The sequence below is a fragment of the Rhodococcus sp. P14 genome, from assembly GCF_000256505.1.
Taxonomy (GTDB): Bacteria; Actinomycetota; Actinomycetes; order Mycobacteriales; family Mycobacteriaceae; genus Rhodococcus; species Rhodococcus ruber.
This window is the reverse complement of sequence record NZ_AJFC01000392.1, coordinates 1-14,108: the sequence shown is the minus strand read 5'-3', so window position 1 is coordinate 14,108 and position 14,108 is coordinate 1. Positions and strand designations below refer to the sequence as shown.

At 71.8% G+C, this 14,108-nt stretch carries 12 protein-coding genes; 10 read left to right on the top strand and 2 right to left on the bottom strand.

The window, feature by feature from the left end; genetic code table 11:
* The 5 genes from OEY_RS0127240 to OEY_RS0127220 form a co-directional block, all read left to right on the top strand.
* Nucleotides 1–1,036: FCD domain-containing protein (locus OEY_RS0127240; protein ID WP_010596891.1), on the top strand; the 1,036-nt coding region annotated here is incomplete at its 5' end.
* Nucleotides 1,033–1,842 carry a 1,6-dihydroxycyclohexa-2,4-diene-1-carboxylate dehydrogenase gene (locus tag OEY_RS0127235; RefSeq protein WP_010596890.1) on the top strand — a complete coding sequence of 270 codons (810 nt, stop codon included), beginning with the start codon at nt 1,033–1,035 and terminating at the stop codon, nt 1,840–1,842. The genes OEY_RS0127240 and OEY_RS0127235, both read left to right, overlap by 4 nt.
* 109 nt (nt 1,843–1,951) lie before the next feature.
* Nucleotides 1,952–3,298, top strand: coding sequence for an MFS transporter (locus OEY_RS0127230; protein WP_010596889.1), 1,347 nt, complete (start codon nt 1,952–1,954; stop codon nt 3,296–3,298).
* An 11-nt stretch (nt 3,299–3,309) separates the two neighbouring features.
* Nucleotides 3,310–5,994 carry a helix-turn-helix transcriptional regulator gene (locus tag OEY_RS0127225; protein WP_010596888.1) on the top strand — a complete coding sequence of 895 codons (2,685 nt, stop codon included), beginning with the start codon at nt 3,310–3,312 and terminating at the stop codon, nt 5,992–5,994.
* 8 nt (nt 5,995–6,002) lie between these two features.
* On the top strand, nt 6,003–7,259 hold the full coding sequence (locus OEY_RS0127220) for a benzoate/H(+) symporter BenE family transporter (RefSeq protein WP_010596887.1): 1,257 nt from the start codon (nt 6,003–6,005) through the stop codon (nt 7,257–7,259).
* Between the two features lie 41 nt (nt 7,260–7,300).
* Here OEY_RS0127220 and OEY_RS31010 read toward each other — a convergent pair whose 3' ends face one another.
* The gene (locus OEY_RS31010) at nt 7,301–7,471 is read right to left on the bottom strand and encodes a hypothetical protein (protein WP_010596886.1); all 171 of its coding nucleotides are present in this window, start codon (nt 7,469–7,471) and stop codon (nt 7,301–7,303) included.
* Between the two features lie 196 nt (nt 7,472–7,667).
* Between OEY_RS31010 and OEY_RS0127210 the strand changes: the two genes are divergently transcribed.
* From OEY_RS0127210 to OEY_RS0127195, 4 genes are all read left to right on the top strand, one after another.
* Entirely contained in the window at nt 7,668–8,675 is a 1,008-nt protein-coding gene (locus OEY_RS0127210) for an NAD(P)H-dependent glycerol-3-phosphate dehydrogenase (protein WP_010596885.1), read from the top strand.
* A 90-nt stretch (nt 8,676–8,765) separates the two neighbouring features.
* Complete coding sequence (locus tag OEY_RS0127205) at nt 8,766–10,193, top strand: flavin-containing monooxygenase (protein WP_010596884.1); 1,428 nt, start codon at nt 8,766–8,768, stop codon at nt 10,191–10,193.
* Nucleotides 10,194–10,230: 37 nt separating this feature from the next.
* Nucleotides 10,231–10,911 (top strand): nitroreductase, encoded by a 681-nt coding sequence (locus tag OEY_RS0127200; RefSeq protein ID WP_010596883.1) that lies wholly within the window; start codon nt 10,231–10,233, stop codon nt 10,909–10,911.
* An 81-nt stretch (nt 10,912–10,992) separates the two neighbouring features.
* The gene (locus OEY_RS0127195) at nt 10,993–11,577 is read left to right on the top strand and encodes a sigma-70 family RNA polymerase sigma factor (RefSeq protein WP_010596882.1); all 585 of its coding nucleotides are present in this window, start codon (nt 10,993–10,995) and stop codon (nt 11,575–11,577) included.
* On the opposite strand, the gene OEY_RS0127190 is transcribed toward OEY_RS0127195, so the two are convergent.
* Entirely contained in the window at nt 11,531–12,718 is a 1,188-nt protein-coding gene (locus tag OEY_RS0127190) for an AAA family ATPase (RefSeq protein WP_010596881.1), read from the bottom strand. The genes OEY_RS0127195 and OEY_RS0127190 overlap by 47 nt on opposite strands.
* A 119-nt stretch (nt 12,719–12,837) precedes the next feature.
* Here OEY_RS0127190 and aztD point away from each other — a divergent pair, with 119 nt between their 5' ends.
* The gene (aztD, locus tag OEY_RS0127185) at nt 12,838–14,076 is read left to right on the top strand and encodes a zinc metallochaperone AztD (protein ID WP_010596880.1); all 1,239 of its coding nucleotides are present in this window, start codon (nt 12,838–12,840) and stop codon (nt 14,074–14,076) included.
* Nucleotides 14,077–14,108: the final 32 nt, after the last annotated feature.

Genomic DNA, 14,108 nt, shown 5'->3' with positions numbered 1-14,108 from the left:
GGAGTTCACCGGTCCGTTCGGCAGCTTCTTCCTGCGCGAGCGCACGCGGCCCGCGCTGCTGCTCGCCGGCGGCACCGGGCTCGCCCCGATCCTGGCCATCCTCGCCAGGATGCAGGAGCAGGACAGCGGCCTGCCGGTGCATCTGATCTACGGCGCCTCGTTCGATCAGGACGTCGTCGAACTCGACAAGCTCGAGGAGTACACGCGGTCGCTGCCGAACTTCACGTTCGAGTACTGCGTCTCCGACCCGGCCACTTCGGCCGCGAACAAGGGTTACGTCACGTCGCTGTTCGAGCCGAAGCACCTGAACGACGGCGATGTCGACGTGTACCTGTGCGGGCCGCCGCCGATGGTCGAGGCGGTGCGCACGCACTTCGACAGCGAGGGTCTCACGCCCGCCAACTTCTTCTTCGAGAAGTTCAACAACTCCGCGACGGGCGCCGCCGGGCAGGCACCCGAGCCCACCGAGGCGGAGCGCATCGCGGCCGAGAAGGCCGCCGCCGAAACCGGACTGCCGGTCTCGCTCGGGCCCGCGAACCCCGTGGCACAGGACAACTACGAGATCGGCGAGGAGCACCCGCCCGTCACCGAGTCCGACGCCCAGTTCGACGCGCGCATGGCGCTCGAGCTCGGCGCGCTGGAGCTGACCATCGGCCGGCTCACCGACGCGCAGCTCGTGGAGTTCCGGATTCTCGCCGAGGCGTCGACCGCGTCGATCGACCACGACCGCTTCACCGATGCGGGCGCGTTCACCGACACCAACGCCGCCTTCCACGAGTTCCTGTTCCGCTGCTGCGGCAACCCGGTGCTGCTCGAGGCGTACAACCGGCTCGAGGTGACGCAGCTGATGCGCAAGGTGCTGCGCACCGCGCAGTGGGTGGACGAGCAGGTTCCGCACGACCACCTGCAGATCGTGCGGGCGTTCGAACGCAAGGACCGCGCGGCGGCCCGCGATCTCATCGTCAGCCATGCCGAGCACGCCAAGGCGACGATGCGTCGCGCCATCGAGGACTCCGCGAAGGCGGAGATCGCGTGAGCGTCCTCCTGCCCGTGGGCACCGTGTATCCGGGCCGCTTCGATGGCCGGGTCGTCACCGTCACCGGCGCCGCGCAGGGCATCGGCCTCGTGGTCGCGACCCGCATCGCGGCCGAAGGGGGATCCGTGATCCTCGTCGACCGCTCCGAGCTGGTGCACGACGTGGCGAAGGAACTGCGCGAGAAGGGTTTCCAGGCGCACTCCGTCACCGCCGACCTTGAGGTGTTCGAGGGAGCGCAGTCCGCGATCGACGAGGCCCGGCAGCAGCACGGCCGCATCGACGTGCTCGTCAACAACGTCGGCGGGACGATCTGGGCGAAGCCGTACGAGCAGTACACGCCGGAGCAGATCCAGGCGGAGGTGAAGCGGTCGCTGTTCCCGACGCTGTGGACGTGCCGCGCGGTGCTGCCGCATCTGATCGAGCAACGGTCGGGCACGATCGTCAACGTGTCCTCCGTCGCGACCCGCGGCGTCAACCGTGTCCCGTACGCCGCGGCCAAGGGCGGGGTCAACGCGATCACCTCCGCGCTCGCCCTCGAGGCCGCCCCGCACGGGATCCGGGTCGTCGCCACCGCCCCCGGCGGCACCGACGCCCCCGCCCGCCGGGTGGCGCGCGGCCCCGCCGCGCAGAGCGAGCAGGAGAAGGTCTGGTACCAGCAGATCGTGGACCAGACCGTCGACTCGTCACTGCTCAAGCGGTACGGCACGCTCGACGAGCAGGCCGCCGCGATCACCTTCCTGGCCTCGGACGAGGCCTCCTACATCACCGGCACGGTCCTTCCCGTCGCCGGCGGCGATCCGGGGTAGCCACCCCAGCTCCGCCACAGGCCTCACCGGCAGGCCAGGGATCCCCTGCTGGTGAGGCCCTCTTTCTGCCCCGTTTTCCTTGTGACCGCACTCACAGACCGGAGCCGACATGGCCGACAACACAACCGCCTGGGCGAGTCCCCGGCACCGCAACAGCGTCATCTGGGTCGTCGCCCTCGCCACGCTGGCGATCATCTTCGACGGCTACGACCTCGTCGTCTACGGGACGATCCTGCCCACACTGATGGCCGACCCCACCCAGATCGGCGCGATCTCCGCGCAGCAGGGCGGCGCGCTCGGCTCGTACGCCCTCATCGGCGTCATGGTCGGCGCCCTGCTCAGCGGCGCGTTCGGCGACCGGATCGGGCGGCGGAAGATGATGCTGATCAACATCGTCTGGTTCTCCGTCGGCATGGGCGCTACCGCGATGGCCACCAGCATCACCTCCTTCGGCATCCTGCGCTTCTTCACCGGCATCGGCGTCGGCGGTCTCGTCGCCACCGCGGGCGCCGTGGTGGCCGAGTTCGCCCCGCCCGGAAAGCGGAACCTGTTCAACGCGATCGTCTACAGCGGCGTCCCCGCCGGTGGCGTCCTCGCCTCCCTGCTCGCCATCGTGCTGCGCGACGCCATCGGCTGGCGGGGCCTGTTCTGGATCGGTGCACTGCCCCTGGTGATCCTGCTGCCCCTGGCCCTGGTCAAGCTGCCCGAATCCCCGATGTGGCTGCAGGCGCGCGGACGGACGGACGAGGCCGCCGCGGTCTGCGACAAGTTCGGCCTCCCGCGGCCCACGGCCGCTCCGGCCCCGGCCGAGAAGGTCGGCTTCGCCGCCCTGGCCACCCGCCGCTACGCGTGGGGCACGACCCTGCTCGGACTGATGAGCTTCGCCGGGCTGCTGCTGACCTACGGGCTGAACACGTGGCTGCCGAAGATCATGGCCGACGCCGGCTACGACGCGAAGGGTTCGCTCGCATTCCTGCTGGTCCTCAACGGCGGCGCGATCATCGGTGGCCTCCTGGCCTCCCGGATCGCCGACGGCCGCGGCCCCCAGCCGGTCATCGCCACCACGTTCGGTCTCGCCGGACTGGCACTGATCCTGCTCACCTTCGGGTTCCCGCTGCCGGTCCTGCTGACCGCGGTGGCGATCGCCGGGGTCGGCACGATCGGCACCCAGGTGCTCATCTACGGGTTCGTCTCCAACTACTACGAGACGGCCGCGCGCGGTGCCGGCGTCGCCTGGTGTGCCGGATTCGGCCGGCTCGGCGGCATCTTCGGTCCCATCATCGGCGGCCTGCTCATCGGCGCCGGGCTGAGCAACGACGTGAGCTTCTACATCTTCGCCGGCATCGCCGTGGCCGGCGCCCTGGTGACGGTGTTCGTCCCCGTCCGGCAGGGTGCGCAGTACGTTGCCCGAACCCCGGAGGCCGCGGCGGCGAGCCCCACTACCGTGGAAGTGTGACTCAACCCACCATGTTGGTCGGACGTACCCGGGAGCTCTCCGAGCTCGACCGTCACCTCGGCGAGGCGCGAGCCGGTTCACCCGTGCTCGCCCTCGTCGAGGGTCCGCCGGGTATCGGCAAGTCCGCTCTGGTGCAACGATTCACCGAGCTGCTCGACGACTGGCAGTTGCGCACGTCCGCGGGTGTCCCGTGGGAGGCGCGGCGCGCGTGGAGCACCGTCGAGCAACTGCTGCAGGCCCCCGCCACCGGACGTGATCCGGTGGAGGTGGCGCACGAGTTGTTGTCCCTGGTGGACGATCCCACCGTCCTCGTCGTCGACGACGCCCACTGGTCCGATTCCGAGTCCCTGCAAGCCCTGTCGTCGGCCGTCCGCCGGGCGCACGGCAGGCAGTTGCTCGTCCTGCTGGTGATCGTGGACCCGTTGCCGGACACGATCCCGGACAGCACCCGGCAGGTGCTCGACCATCACCGTGCCGTCTCCGTGCACGTGGGACCGCTCGGGCCGCAGGACATCGCCCAGCTCGCCCTCACCCGCATCGGGGTGGACCTGTCGCCGTGGACCGCGCGGCGGCTGTTCGAGCACACCCACGGCACCCCCCGTCCGGTTCTGCAGTTGCTCGACGAGATCCCCCGCGACCAGTGGCAGCACTGGCAGGCCCGGTTCCCGGCCCCGCAGGAACGAGCGGGTGCCGTGCGCCGCACGCTGGACCGCTGCCCCGCCGAGACCCGGGCCCTCGTGGAGGCGGCGGCCGTCCTCGGCCCGGAATGCACCCTGACCCAGGCGGCGGCACTGGCCGGGCTGGCGGACCCGACCGCGGCGCTCGACGCCGCACACACCGCCGGAGTGCTGCGCCGGCGCGAACAGCGCGGCACGGTCACCCTCGTCTTCCCGGATCCGATGACCCGCGCCGCCGTCGCCGACGACATCGGCCCCGCCCGCTGGCGCGACCTCAACGCCCGCGCCGCCGAACTGGTCGACGACGAGGGGGCCGCGCTCACCCACCTGGTGTCCGCCACCGCCACCGCCGACGCGGACCTGGCAGACCGCCTCGACCGGTACGGCCGGCGCCGCGCCGCCGTCGGCGCCTGGTCGGATGCCGCCGAGGCGCTGATCGTCGCGAGCGGCATCAGCCCCGACCGCGACCAGCGCGCGCAGCGGCTGATCCGCGGTGTCGACGCGCTCACCGGCGCGGCGGACCTGCCTCAGGCGCTGACGTTCGTTCCGGCCGTCGAGACCGCGCCCGACGGTTCCATGCGCGACGTGGTGCTCGGCTATCTCGCCATTCAGCGTGGGCGGCAGGACGAGGCCGCCCAACTCCTCGGCCGCGCATGGCAACTGCTCCCGGACCCGGCCCGGGACCCGGACCTGGGGGCGATGATCTGCCAGCGCATGGTGCTGCACTCGCTGGCCCGGCTCGACGGGGCAGGCCTCGTCGAATGGGCCGACCGTGCGTCGTCCCTCGTCGCCGCGGACACGCCCGCCGCCGTCGAGTCGGCCGCGATCCGGGGGCTCGGCCTGGCCATGACCGGACACGTCGACGAGGCCCGCACCTCGTACGCCGCGCTGCCGGAGAGCGTGCGGCTGGGCGCCCAGGGCCAGCGCATCCGCATGGCGGAGGGCTGGCTGGCGCTGGCGCTCGACGAGCCGGAGCGGGCCCGAGCGGAACTGGAGAGTGCGGAACCGACGGTCTTCCGCGGGGGATCGATCCGGATCTCGCTGTGGGCGCAGGCGTGGCTGGCCCGCACCGAGTTCGCGCTCGGCGCCTGGGACGACGCCGTCCGCACGGTCGACCGCGCCGCCGCACAGCTCGACACCGCGGGCCTGGATCTGCTTCGGCCACTGGTGCATTGGACGGGTGCCCAGGTGCATGCCCTGCGGGGCGACTGGACTCTGGCCCGCGAGCACCTGCGACGTGGCCGCGCGGGCGCCACCGACTACGCCGTCATGGTAGTCCCGGCCTGCCTCGCGGCCGCCCAGTGCGCCGAGGTCGCCGCCGACTACGACGGCGTCCTGCGGCACCTCGCGCCGCTCACCGCGCATCGACGACAGGCGTTGGTGGAGCCGGGTTTCTGGCCGTGGCCGGACCTGTATGCGAATGCCCTCGTGATGACCGGACGCGTCGACGAGGCCGACGAGTTCCTCCGTCCGTTCGAGGACCTGGCCGGCTCGCGGGGGCACCTGTCCGCCCGGGCGCGGCTCGGATACGTGCGCGGACGGATCCACGGGGCGCGCGGGGACATCGACGCCGCACGCGAGACCTTCGAAGCGGCGCTCGAGAACCTGGCGACGTTGTCGTTGCCGTACGACCGGGCACGGGTGAACTTCGCGTACGGCCAGACGCTGCGGCGGGCCGGGCGGCGACGGGAGGCGGACGCGGTGATGCGCACCGCCCGGGAACTGTATGCGACGCTCGGCGCGACGTCGTACGTGCAGCGCTGCGACCGCGAGCTCAAGGCCGGTGGGTTGAAGGCGAGCGGCGACGGTACGCGCCGGTCGCACATGGATCTGGCGGCGTTGACGCCGCAGGAGAAGGCGGTCGCCGCGCTGGTGGCCGCGGGCAACACCAACAAGGACGTGGCGGGTGAGCTGTTCCTGTCGGTGAAGACGGTGCAGTACCACCTGACCCGGGTCTACGCGAAGCTCGGCATCCGTTCGCGCAGCGAGCTCGCCGCCCGGTTCCGTGAGGAGGAGTGAGGAAGCGAATGACAGCAGTCGACGAGAAGACCACTGCCCCCGGCGATACCGATCTGCTCGAGCGGCCTGCCCGGCCCCTCACCCGGCCGCGCCGGGTGCTGCGGGATCTCGGCGTCGAGTACGCGGCGAACGGCGTGATCGGCCTGGTGTTCTCGTCGACGGGCCCGGTCGCGGTCGTCCTCGCGGCGGGAGCGGCCGGTGGGCTCGGCGCGGCCGAACTCGCGTCGTGGATCTTCGGGATCTTCGTTCTCAACGGGGTGCTGACGATCGCAATGAGCGTCGCCTACCGGCAGCCTCTCGGCTTCGCCTGGACGATTCCGGGCACGATCCTCGTCGGCGGATCGCTGGGGCACCTGTCCTGGCCGGAGGTGATCGGCGCGTTCCTGGTCACCGGCCTGCTGGTGCTGGTGCTGGGGGCGTCCGGACTGGTGCGACGGGTGATGGAGGCGCTGCCGATGCCGATCGTCATGGCGATGGTGGCGGGCGTCTTCCTGAAGTTCGGCGTGGACCTGGTGGCCGCGCTCGGCGCGGACGTCGCGATCGCGGCGCCCATGGTGCTGACGTTCCTGGCGTTGAGCGCGTTCGGGCGGATCGGCCGGTGGTTGCCACCGATCCTGGGGGCGCTGATCGCCGGGGCGGTGGCGGTGTCCGCGTCGGGGCGCTTCTCGCCCGCCCCGGGCGGATCGGGCATCTTCGCGTCGCCGGTCTTCACCGCACCGGTGTTCACCTGGACGGCGTTGCTGGAGTTGGTGATTCCCCTGGCGATCACCGTGCTGGTGGTGCAGAACGGGCAGGGCATCGCCGTGCTCACGGCGGCCGGGCACCGGCCTCCGATCAACGTCACCACGATCGCGTGCGGGGTGTGGTCGCTGGGCGCGGCCTGCGTGGGTGCGGTGTCGACGTGCCTGACCGGCCCGACGAACGCGCTGCTCACCGCGTCCGGGGAGCGGAGCCGCCAGTACACGGCGGCCGTGTGCTTCGGGCTGTACTCGATCGTGTTCGGGTTGTTCGCGCCGCTGTTCGTGCGGTGGATGACGGCCGCGCCGGCAGCGTTCGTCGCGACCCTCGGGGGTCTGGCGATGCTGCGGGCGTTGCAGGGCGCGTTCGTGACGGCGTTCGCCTCGAGGTACACGATGGGGGCGCTGGTGGCGTTCGTCGTCACGGCCGCGAACGTGACGTTCTGGAACATCGGTGCGGCGTTCTGGGGGCTGGTGGCCGGGGTGCTCGTGTCGCGGCTGCTCGAGCGGGACGACTGGACCCGGTGACACCGGCGGGCCGGCGGGTGCGCGAACGCACCCGCCGGCCGTCAGCGACCGAACAGCGAGGAGAAGAAGCCGGACTTCGCCTCGGGAGCGGAGTCCTGGTCGCAGGTGCACCGCTCGGTGACCGGTACGGACTTCATCACGCTGTCGACGTGCTGGCCGCAGCCGCCCCAGCCGGTCTTTCCGCACTTGGAGCAGGTGACGGGGTAACACATGGGCGTCCTCCTCGGGGGATGATCGGAATCTGCCGTCAATATACCCCCTGGGGTATGAATCATGCCAGTGTGCGCATGCGCACATGCGGGACGACGGCGACAGAGGACGGGCAAACCGCGAAAATCCGGCGCCGGGACGGGCGAACTGACACCCTGAGGCCGTACCGTCCCTCCGCGCAGACAGGATCCACAACCCATGGCACGTCCGGTTCGCGTCGTCGTCCTCGGTTCCGGTTCGTGGGGTACCACCGTCGCAGGACTGTCGGCTCGCAACACCCCGACCCTGCTCTGGTCCCGCAACCCGGACACCGCCCGGGAGATCGACGAGGAGCACCGCAACACCCGGTACCTCGGCGAGCGAACCCTGCCGGCCAACCTTCGCGCCACCTCGGACCTCCTCGAGGCCGCGCACGAGGCCGACGTGCTGGTGGTCGGGGTGCCGTCCCACGCCGTCCGCACCACCCTCGCCGAGATCTCGAACGAGGTGCGGGCCTGGGTGCCGATCCTCTCGCTGGCGAAGGGACTCGAACCGGGCACCCGCCTGCGACCGACCGAGGTGATCGGCGAATGCCTGCCCGGTCACCCGGTGGGACTGCTGGCCGGGCCGAACATCGCCGGAGAGGTTGCCGACGGGATGGCGGCGGCCGCCGTGGTGGCCACCGCGGACGAACGCGTCGCGGCGGCCCTGCAACCGCTGTTCGCCTCGAAGGTCTTCCGCGTGTACCGCAACACCGACGTCCTCGGCTGCGAACTGGGCGGGGTCCTCAAGAACATCGTCGCGATCGCGGCAGGCATGGCCGAGGGGCTGCGGGTCGGCGACAACACCCGGGCGATGGTGCTCACCCGGGGGCTCGCCGAGATGACCCGGCTCGGCGAGGTGATGGGAGCCAACCCGCGGACGTTCGCAGGCCTGACCGGGATGGGCGACCTGATCGCGACGTGCACGAGCCCCGCGTCGCGCAACCGCCGGATCGGCGAGGCCCTCGCGAGCGGACTCACCCTCGACGAGGCGGTGGCCCGGCTGGGCCAGGTCGCGGAGGGCGTGAAGACCGCCCCGACGGTGATGGAACTCGCGCGCGAGTACGACGTGGAGATGCCCATCGCCGCCGAGGTCGAGGCCGTCGTGGCCGGCCGCCGCTCCCCCGCCGACGCGTACCGGGGACTGCGCCGCGTCACCCCGGGCAACGAGGAGGACGTGGTCTGATCGGGAAATATCCGGCACTCTCGGACACGAGCAAGAAGGCGAAATACTTCCCGATTTGCCTGGTGAACCCGCAACTTGCACACTGTTCAAGTGATCGAAGCCGAAGCACTCGTGGTCGGAGCCGGCTTCGCCGGGCTCGGTGCCGCCGCACACCTGCGGCAACGCGGACGCGACGTCCTCGTCCTCGAACGCGACGGCGCCCTCGGCGGGACTTGGCGCGACAACACCTACCCGGGGTGCGAGTGCGACATCCATCCCGCCCTGTACTCGTACTCGTCCGCACCCCAGGCCGCCTGGGCCCGCGGCCGCGCGACCCAGCCCGAGATCCTCGCGCACCTGCACGCGTTCGCCGCAGAGAACGGACTCGCCGACCGGATCGTGTACCGCACGGCCGCCGTCGGATGCCGGTGGGACGAGACGACGGGCCGCTGGCACGTGCGCACCGACCGCGGCCCGGACTACGCGGCCCGATTCCTCGTCCTGGCCACCGGCGCCCTGAACGTCCCGCAGGTCCCCCGCCTCGACGGCTCCTTCGGCGGCCCCGCCTTCCACACCGCCCGGTGGGACCACGACGCCCACCTCCCCGGGCGGCGCGTGGGCGTGATCGGGACCGGCGCGAGCGCCGCCCAGGTGATTCCGCATCTCGCGGACGTCGCCGACCACCTCACCCTGTTCCAGCGCACGCCCGCCTGGGTGCTGCCGCGCCGCGAACAGCGCCTGCCGCTGCCGCACCGGGCGCGCCGGACGGTCGAGTACTGGCGCGGCGAAGCGCTCGTCCCCGCGCTCACCGGGTCCGGCCGTCGGCTCACCCGCCTCGAGTCCCGGGCGCTGCGGCACCTGCACCGGCAGGTGCCCGACCCGGACCTGCGTCGCGTCCTGACCCCGCGGCACCGGATCGGCTGCAAGCGAATCCTGTTCTCCGACAGCTACTATCCCGCACTCGCTCGGGACTCCAGCACGGTGGTCACCAGCCCGATCGCGGAACTGCGCCCGCACGGCGTGCGCACCGCCGACGGCCGGGACCACGCGGTCGACGTCCTGGTGTACGCGACCGGATTCCGGGTCTCCGCCGCCCTCGCGGGCCTGCCGGTGGTCGGTCGCGACGGCCGCACCCTGCTCGAGCGGTGGGGCCGCGACGGCGCGTCGGCGCACCTGGGCACGACCGTGGCCGGGTTCCCCAACGCGTTCCTGCTCGGCGGTCCCAACACCGGGATCGGCCACACCTCGCTGCTGTTCATGATCGAGAGCCAGCTCCGCTACGTCGCCGCCGCGATGGACGCCGCCGACCGGGAGGGCGCCGCTCTCGAGGTGCGGGCCGCCGCGCAGCGGGAGTTCGCCGACGAGATGCGCCGACGCTCGTCGGGCACCGTGTGGACCAGCGGGTGCCGGAGCTGGTACCTGGACCGCGGCGAGGTCAACCGGTCGCTGTGGCCGGCCTCGTCCTGGGGATACCGGCTCCGGACCCGGCGGTTCGACCGGGAGAACTACCTCACCGCCGGTCCCGCACGACGGGCCTGAACGAGCGCTATACAGGTGCCTGTGCGACCCTGGTCACATGACGATCGACCACGGCGCCTCGCTCTCGGCACTGCTCGACACCCGCTATTCCTGCCGGGCGTTCCTGTCCAAACCGGTACCCCGCGAGGACATCGAGACGATGCTGCGCATGGCGCAGCGCACCCCGTCCTGGTGCAACTCCCAGCCGTGGGAGGTCGTCCTGGTCGGCGGGGACGCCGTCGAGCGGCTACGGAGCGCGGTGTACGAGCAGGCGGCCTCCGGTCGGCTCGACCCGGACATCCCCGGCCCCGCCGAGTACCGCGGGGTGTACGCCGAGCGTCGCCGCGGCGCCGGTTACGCCCTCTACAACAGCCTCGGCATCGCCCGCGACGACTACGCCCGCCGCACCGAGCAGATGCTCGAGAACTACCGCTTCTTCGGAGCCCCGCACGTCGCGATCGTCACGACCGACAAGGCCCTCGGCACCTACGGCGCGGTCGACTGCGGTGGGTACGTCGCCACCCTGCTCCTCGCCGCGCAGGCCCTCGGCATCGCCGCCGTCCCGCAGGCCGCCGTCGCGATGACCGCCGGCGCCGTCCGCCGCGAACTCGGCATTTCCACCGAGCGCGACATCGTGTGCGCGATCTCCTTCGGATACGCCGACGAGAGCCACCCCGCCAACACCTGCCGCACCGACCGGGCGAGCCTGGACGACACCGTGCGGTGGGTGGAGGAGTAACCACCCCAGGGGTCCTGGCCCGGGGCGCCCGGGCGACGGATGGTGGAACTCCCCACCTTCCGCCGCCCGAGAGGACACCCCGTGCACCGCATCGAAACCGAGGAACTGCTCCGCCGATGGGTACCGCGCGCCGTCGCCGGTGAACCGCACGCCGTCGGCGTGGTGGTGAGTTCCGTTCGCCCCCATGTGCTGAACTTCTGCGCCGCACGCATGGACGAGGGGGCCCGCGCGCACACCCCCGCCGAGGACGTCGCCCAGGAGGTGTGCCTCGCCCTGACCCGGGCGCTCCCGCGCTACCAGGATCGCGGTGCGTCGCTGCTGCGCTTCGCCTTCGGCATCGCCACGCACAAGGTCGCGGACGTCCGGCGCAAGGCCGCGCGCACCGTGACACCGCTGCACGACGTCGCCGGCCCCGGACCGGAGGAGGGCGTCCTCGACGAGGAACTGCGGTCCGCGGTCCGCCGGCAACTCGCACTGCTGCCGGAGCAGCAGCGCCGCGTGGTGCAGCTGCGGATCCTGCAGGGCTACAGCGCCGAACGCACCGCCGCGCTGCTCGGCACGTCGGTCGGCGCGGTCCGCATCGCCCAGCACCGGGCCCTGCAGCGAATCCGACTGCAGCTCAGTCGTGCTGAGCGCGCAGATACCGTCCGAAGTGCGGCACGGTGAATCCGATGAAGCCCCGCTCGGCGGAATAGATGAGCCCCTTCTTGATGAGTCCGTCGCGCGCGGGCGACAGCGACGCCGGCTTGCGACCGAGTTCGGCTGCGATCTTGGACGTCGCGACGGGACCGTCGTCGCCGGAGAGGTCGGCCATCGCGCGCATGTACTCGCGCTCGGCGGGCGTGGCGCGTTCGTACCGGGAGCCGAAGAACCCGACGGCCAGTTCCTCCTCGGCGGCGGGCGCGCCGACCCGCACGTCGTCGGCAGTGATGGGGGTCGTCGCCGCGACGTCCCACGTCGCCTTGCCGTAGGCCTGGACGAAGTAGGGGTATCCGTCGGCGGTCTCGTAGAGCGCGTCGAGCGCTTCGGCCGTGAAGGTCACGCCCTCGCGCTCGGCCGGCGCGAGGAGCGCGACGTCGGCGGAGCCGCGGTCGAGCCGGTCGATCCGGTGGTAGCTGAACAGCCGCTCCGAGTAGCTCTTCGACGCGGACAGCACCGCCGGGAGGTGGGGCAGGCCGGCGCCGACCACGATGAGGGGCGCGGCGTCCTGGCTCAGTTCGTGACACGCCCCGCAGATCGCGGAGATGTCCCCCGCGCCGAGGTCCTGCATCTCGTCGACGAACAGCGCGATGCCCACCCCCACGTCGCGGGCGAGCCCGGAGGCGTCGATCAGCAGCTCGACGAGATCGATCTCGAGGTCCCCGGTGTCGGCGCGCCCCTTGACGGCGGGGGCGTCGATGCCGGGCTGCCACCGTTCGCGCATGCCCTTGTCCGCGGTCGCCCGCAACGCGAACGACTTCAGCACGCCGAGGAAGTACTCGACCGATTCGGGGTGCGGGTGGGCCGGAGCGATCTCACGCACGGCCATGTGCAGCGCCGACGACAGCGGCCTGCGCAGGTCCTGATCGGGCCGGGCCTCGATCTTGCCGGTGCCCCAGCTCCGCGAGATCGCCGCGGAGCGAAGCTGATTGAGCAGGACCGTCTTGCCGACGCCGCGCAGCCCGGTGAGCACGACGCTGCGTTCGGGTCGGCCGCGGGCGATCCGTTCGAGCACCACGTCGAAGGCGTCGAGCTGCTTCGCCCGGCCGGCGAGCTCGGGCGGACGCTGCCCCGCGCCGGGAGCGTACGGGTTGCGGACCGGGTCCATCGGTCGATGGTAACGGCGTCGCGTACGGACGCCTCCCTCCTGCCGCCGCGTGTCGCGGATGCAGGCATTCGCATAATAGACTTTGACATTCGTTTGCAATAAGGCGTAGATGTTCCGGCATGACGTCCTCCCGAAGCCTCGCGCTCACCGCAGGGCTGGCCACCGTGCTCCTGGCCGGCTGCGCCACCGCGCTCCTGGCCGGCTGCGCCACCTCCACCGCCGACGACACCGCCGCGCCCGCCACCACCTCGGCCGCGCCCGCCGAAGTCGCCGCCGCCGAGCCCCGGCTCGCCCTCACCTACGACGGGGGCGTCCTCGTCCTCGACGCGAACGACCTCGACGTCGTCGCCGATCTGCCGCTCGACGGATTCAACCGACTCAATCCCGCCGGCGACGGCCGGCACGTGTTCGTCTCCACCGCCGGCGGCTTCCGCGTCCTCGACACCGGCAGCTGGTCCGAACCCCACGGCGACCACGCGCACCACTACGCGGGCACTCCGGCACTCACCGACGTCGAGTTCGCCGCCACCAAGCCCGGGCACGTCGTCCGGCACGCGGGCCGGACCGTGCTCTTCGACGACGGCACCGGCCGCATCGACATCCTCGACCCCGCGGGGCTCGCCGACGGCAAGCCCCGGACCGACACGTACACCACTCCGGAAGCGCACCACGGCGTGGCGGTCGCGCTGGCCGACGGCAGCCTGATCGTCACCCTCGGCGACAGCGAGTCCCGCACCGGCATCGCCGTGCTCGACGCCGAACGCCGGGAGGTCACCCGCAACGAGCAGTGCCCCGGCGTGCACGGCGAGGCCGTCGCCGCCGACGAGACCGTCGTGCTGGGCTGCGAGGACGGCCTGCTCGTCTACCGTGACGGCACGATCACCAAGGTCACCTCGCCGGACCCGTACGGCCGGATCGGCAACCAGGCCGGATCCGAGGAATCCCCCGTCGTTCTCGGCGACTACAAGAGCGATCCGGACGCAGAACTCGAACGACCCCAGCGTATTTCGCTCACCGATACCCGCACCGGCGAGCTGCGGCTCGTCGATCTCGGCACCAGCTACACGTTCCGCTCGCTCGGGCGCGGCCCCCACGGTGAGGCACTCGTCCTGGGCACCGACGGCGCGCTGCACGTGATCGACCAGAACAGCGGCGCGGCGGTCCGGCGCATCGACGTCCTCGCCCCGTGGACCGAACCCGACGAGTGGCAGTCGCCGCGCCCGGCCCTGTACGTGCAGGGTCACACCGCCTACGTCACGGACCCGGCGAGCAACGCGCTGCACGCGGTCGATCTCGACTCCGCCCAGGTGCGGACCGCGTCCCTGCCGCAGACCCCCGACGAGATCACCGGCACCTAGCCTCAATACCGTTTACTTAGAATGACACGACT

Bases quoted from the DNA above. Each gene is read 5' to 3' on its own strand.
- OEY_RS0127230 (WP_010596889.1), top strand. From the start codon at position 1,952: ATGGCCGACAACACAACCGCCTGGGCGAGTCCCCGGCACCGCAACAGC.
- OEY_RS0127225 (WP_010596888.1), top strand. From the start codon at position 3,310: ATGTTGGTCGGACGTACCCGGGAGCTCTCCGAGCTCGACCGTCACCTC.
- OEY_RS0127220 (WP_010596887.1), top strand. From the start codon at position 6,003: ATGACAGCAGTCGACGAGAAGACCACTGCCCCCGGCGATACCGATCTG.
- OEY_RS31010 (WP_010596886.1), bottom strand. From the start codon at position 7,471: ATGTGTTACCCCGTCACCTGCTCCAAGTGCGGAAAGACCGGCTGGGGC.
- OEY_RS0127210 (WP_010596885.1), top strand. From the start codon at position 7,668: ATGGCACGTCCGGTTCGCGTCGTCGTCCTCGGTTCCGGTTCGTGGGGT.
- OEY_RS0127200 (WP_010596883.1), top strand. From the start codon at position 10,231: ATGACGATCGACCACGGCGCCTCGCTCTCGGCACTGCTCGACACCCGC.
- OEY_RS0127190 (WP_010596881.1), bottom strand. From the start codon at position 12,718: ATGGACCCGGTCCGCAACCCGTACGCTCCCGGCGCGGGGCAGCGTCCG.
- aztD (WP_010596880.1), top strand. From the start codon at position 12,838: ATGACGTCCTCCCGAAGCCTCGCGCTCACCGCAGGGCTGGCCACCGTG.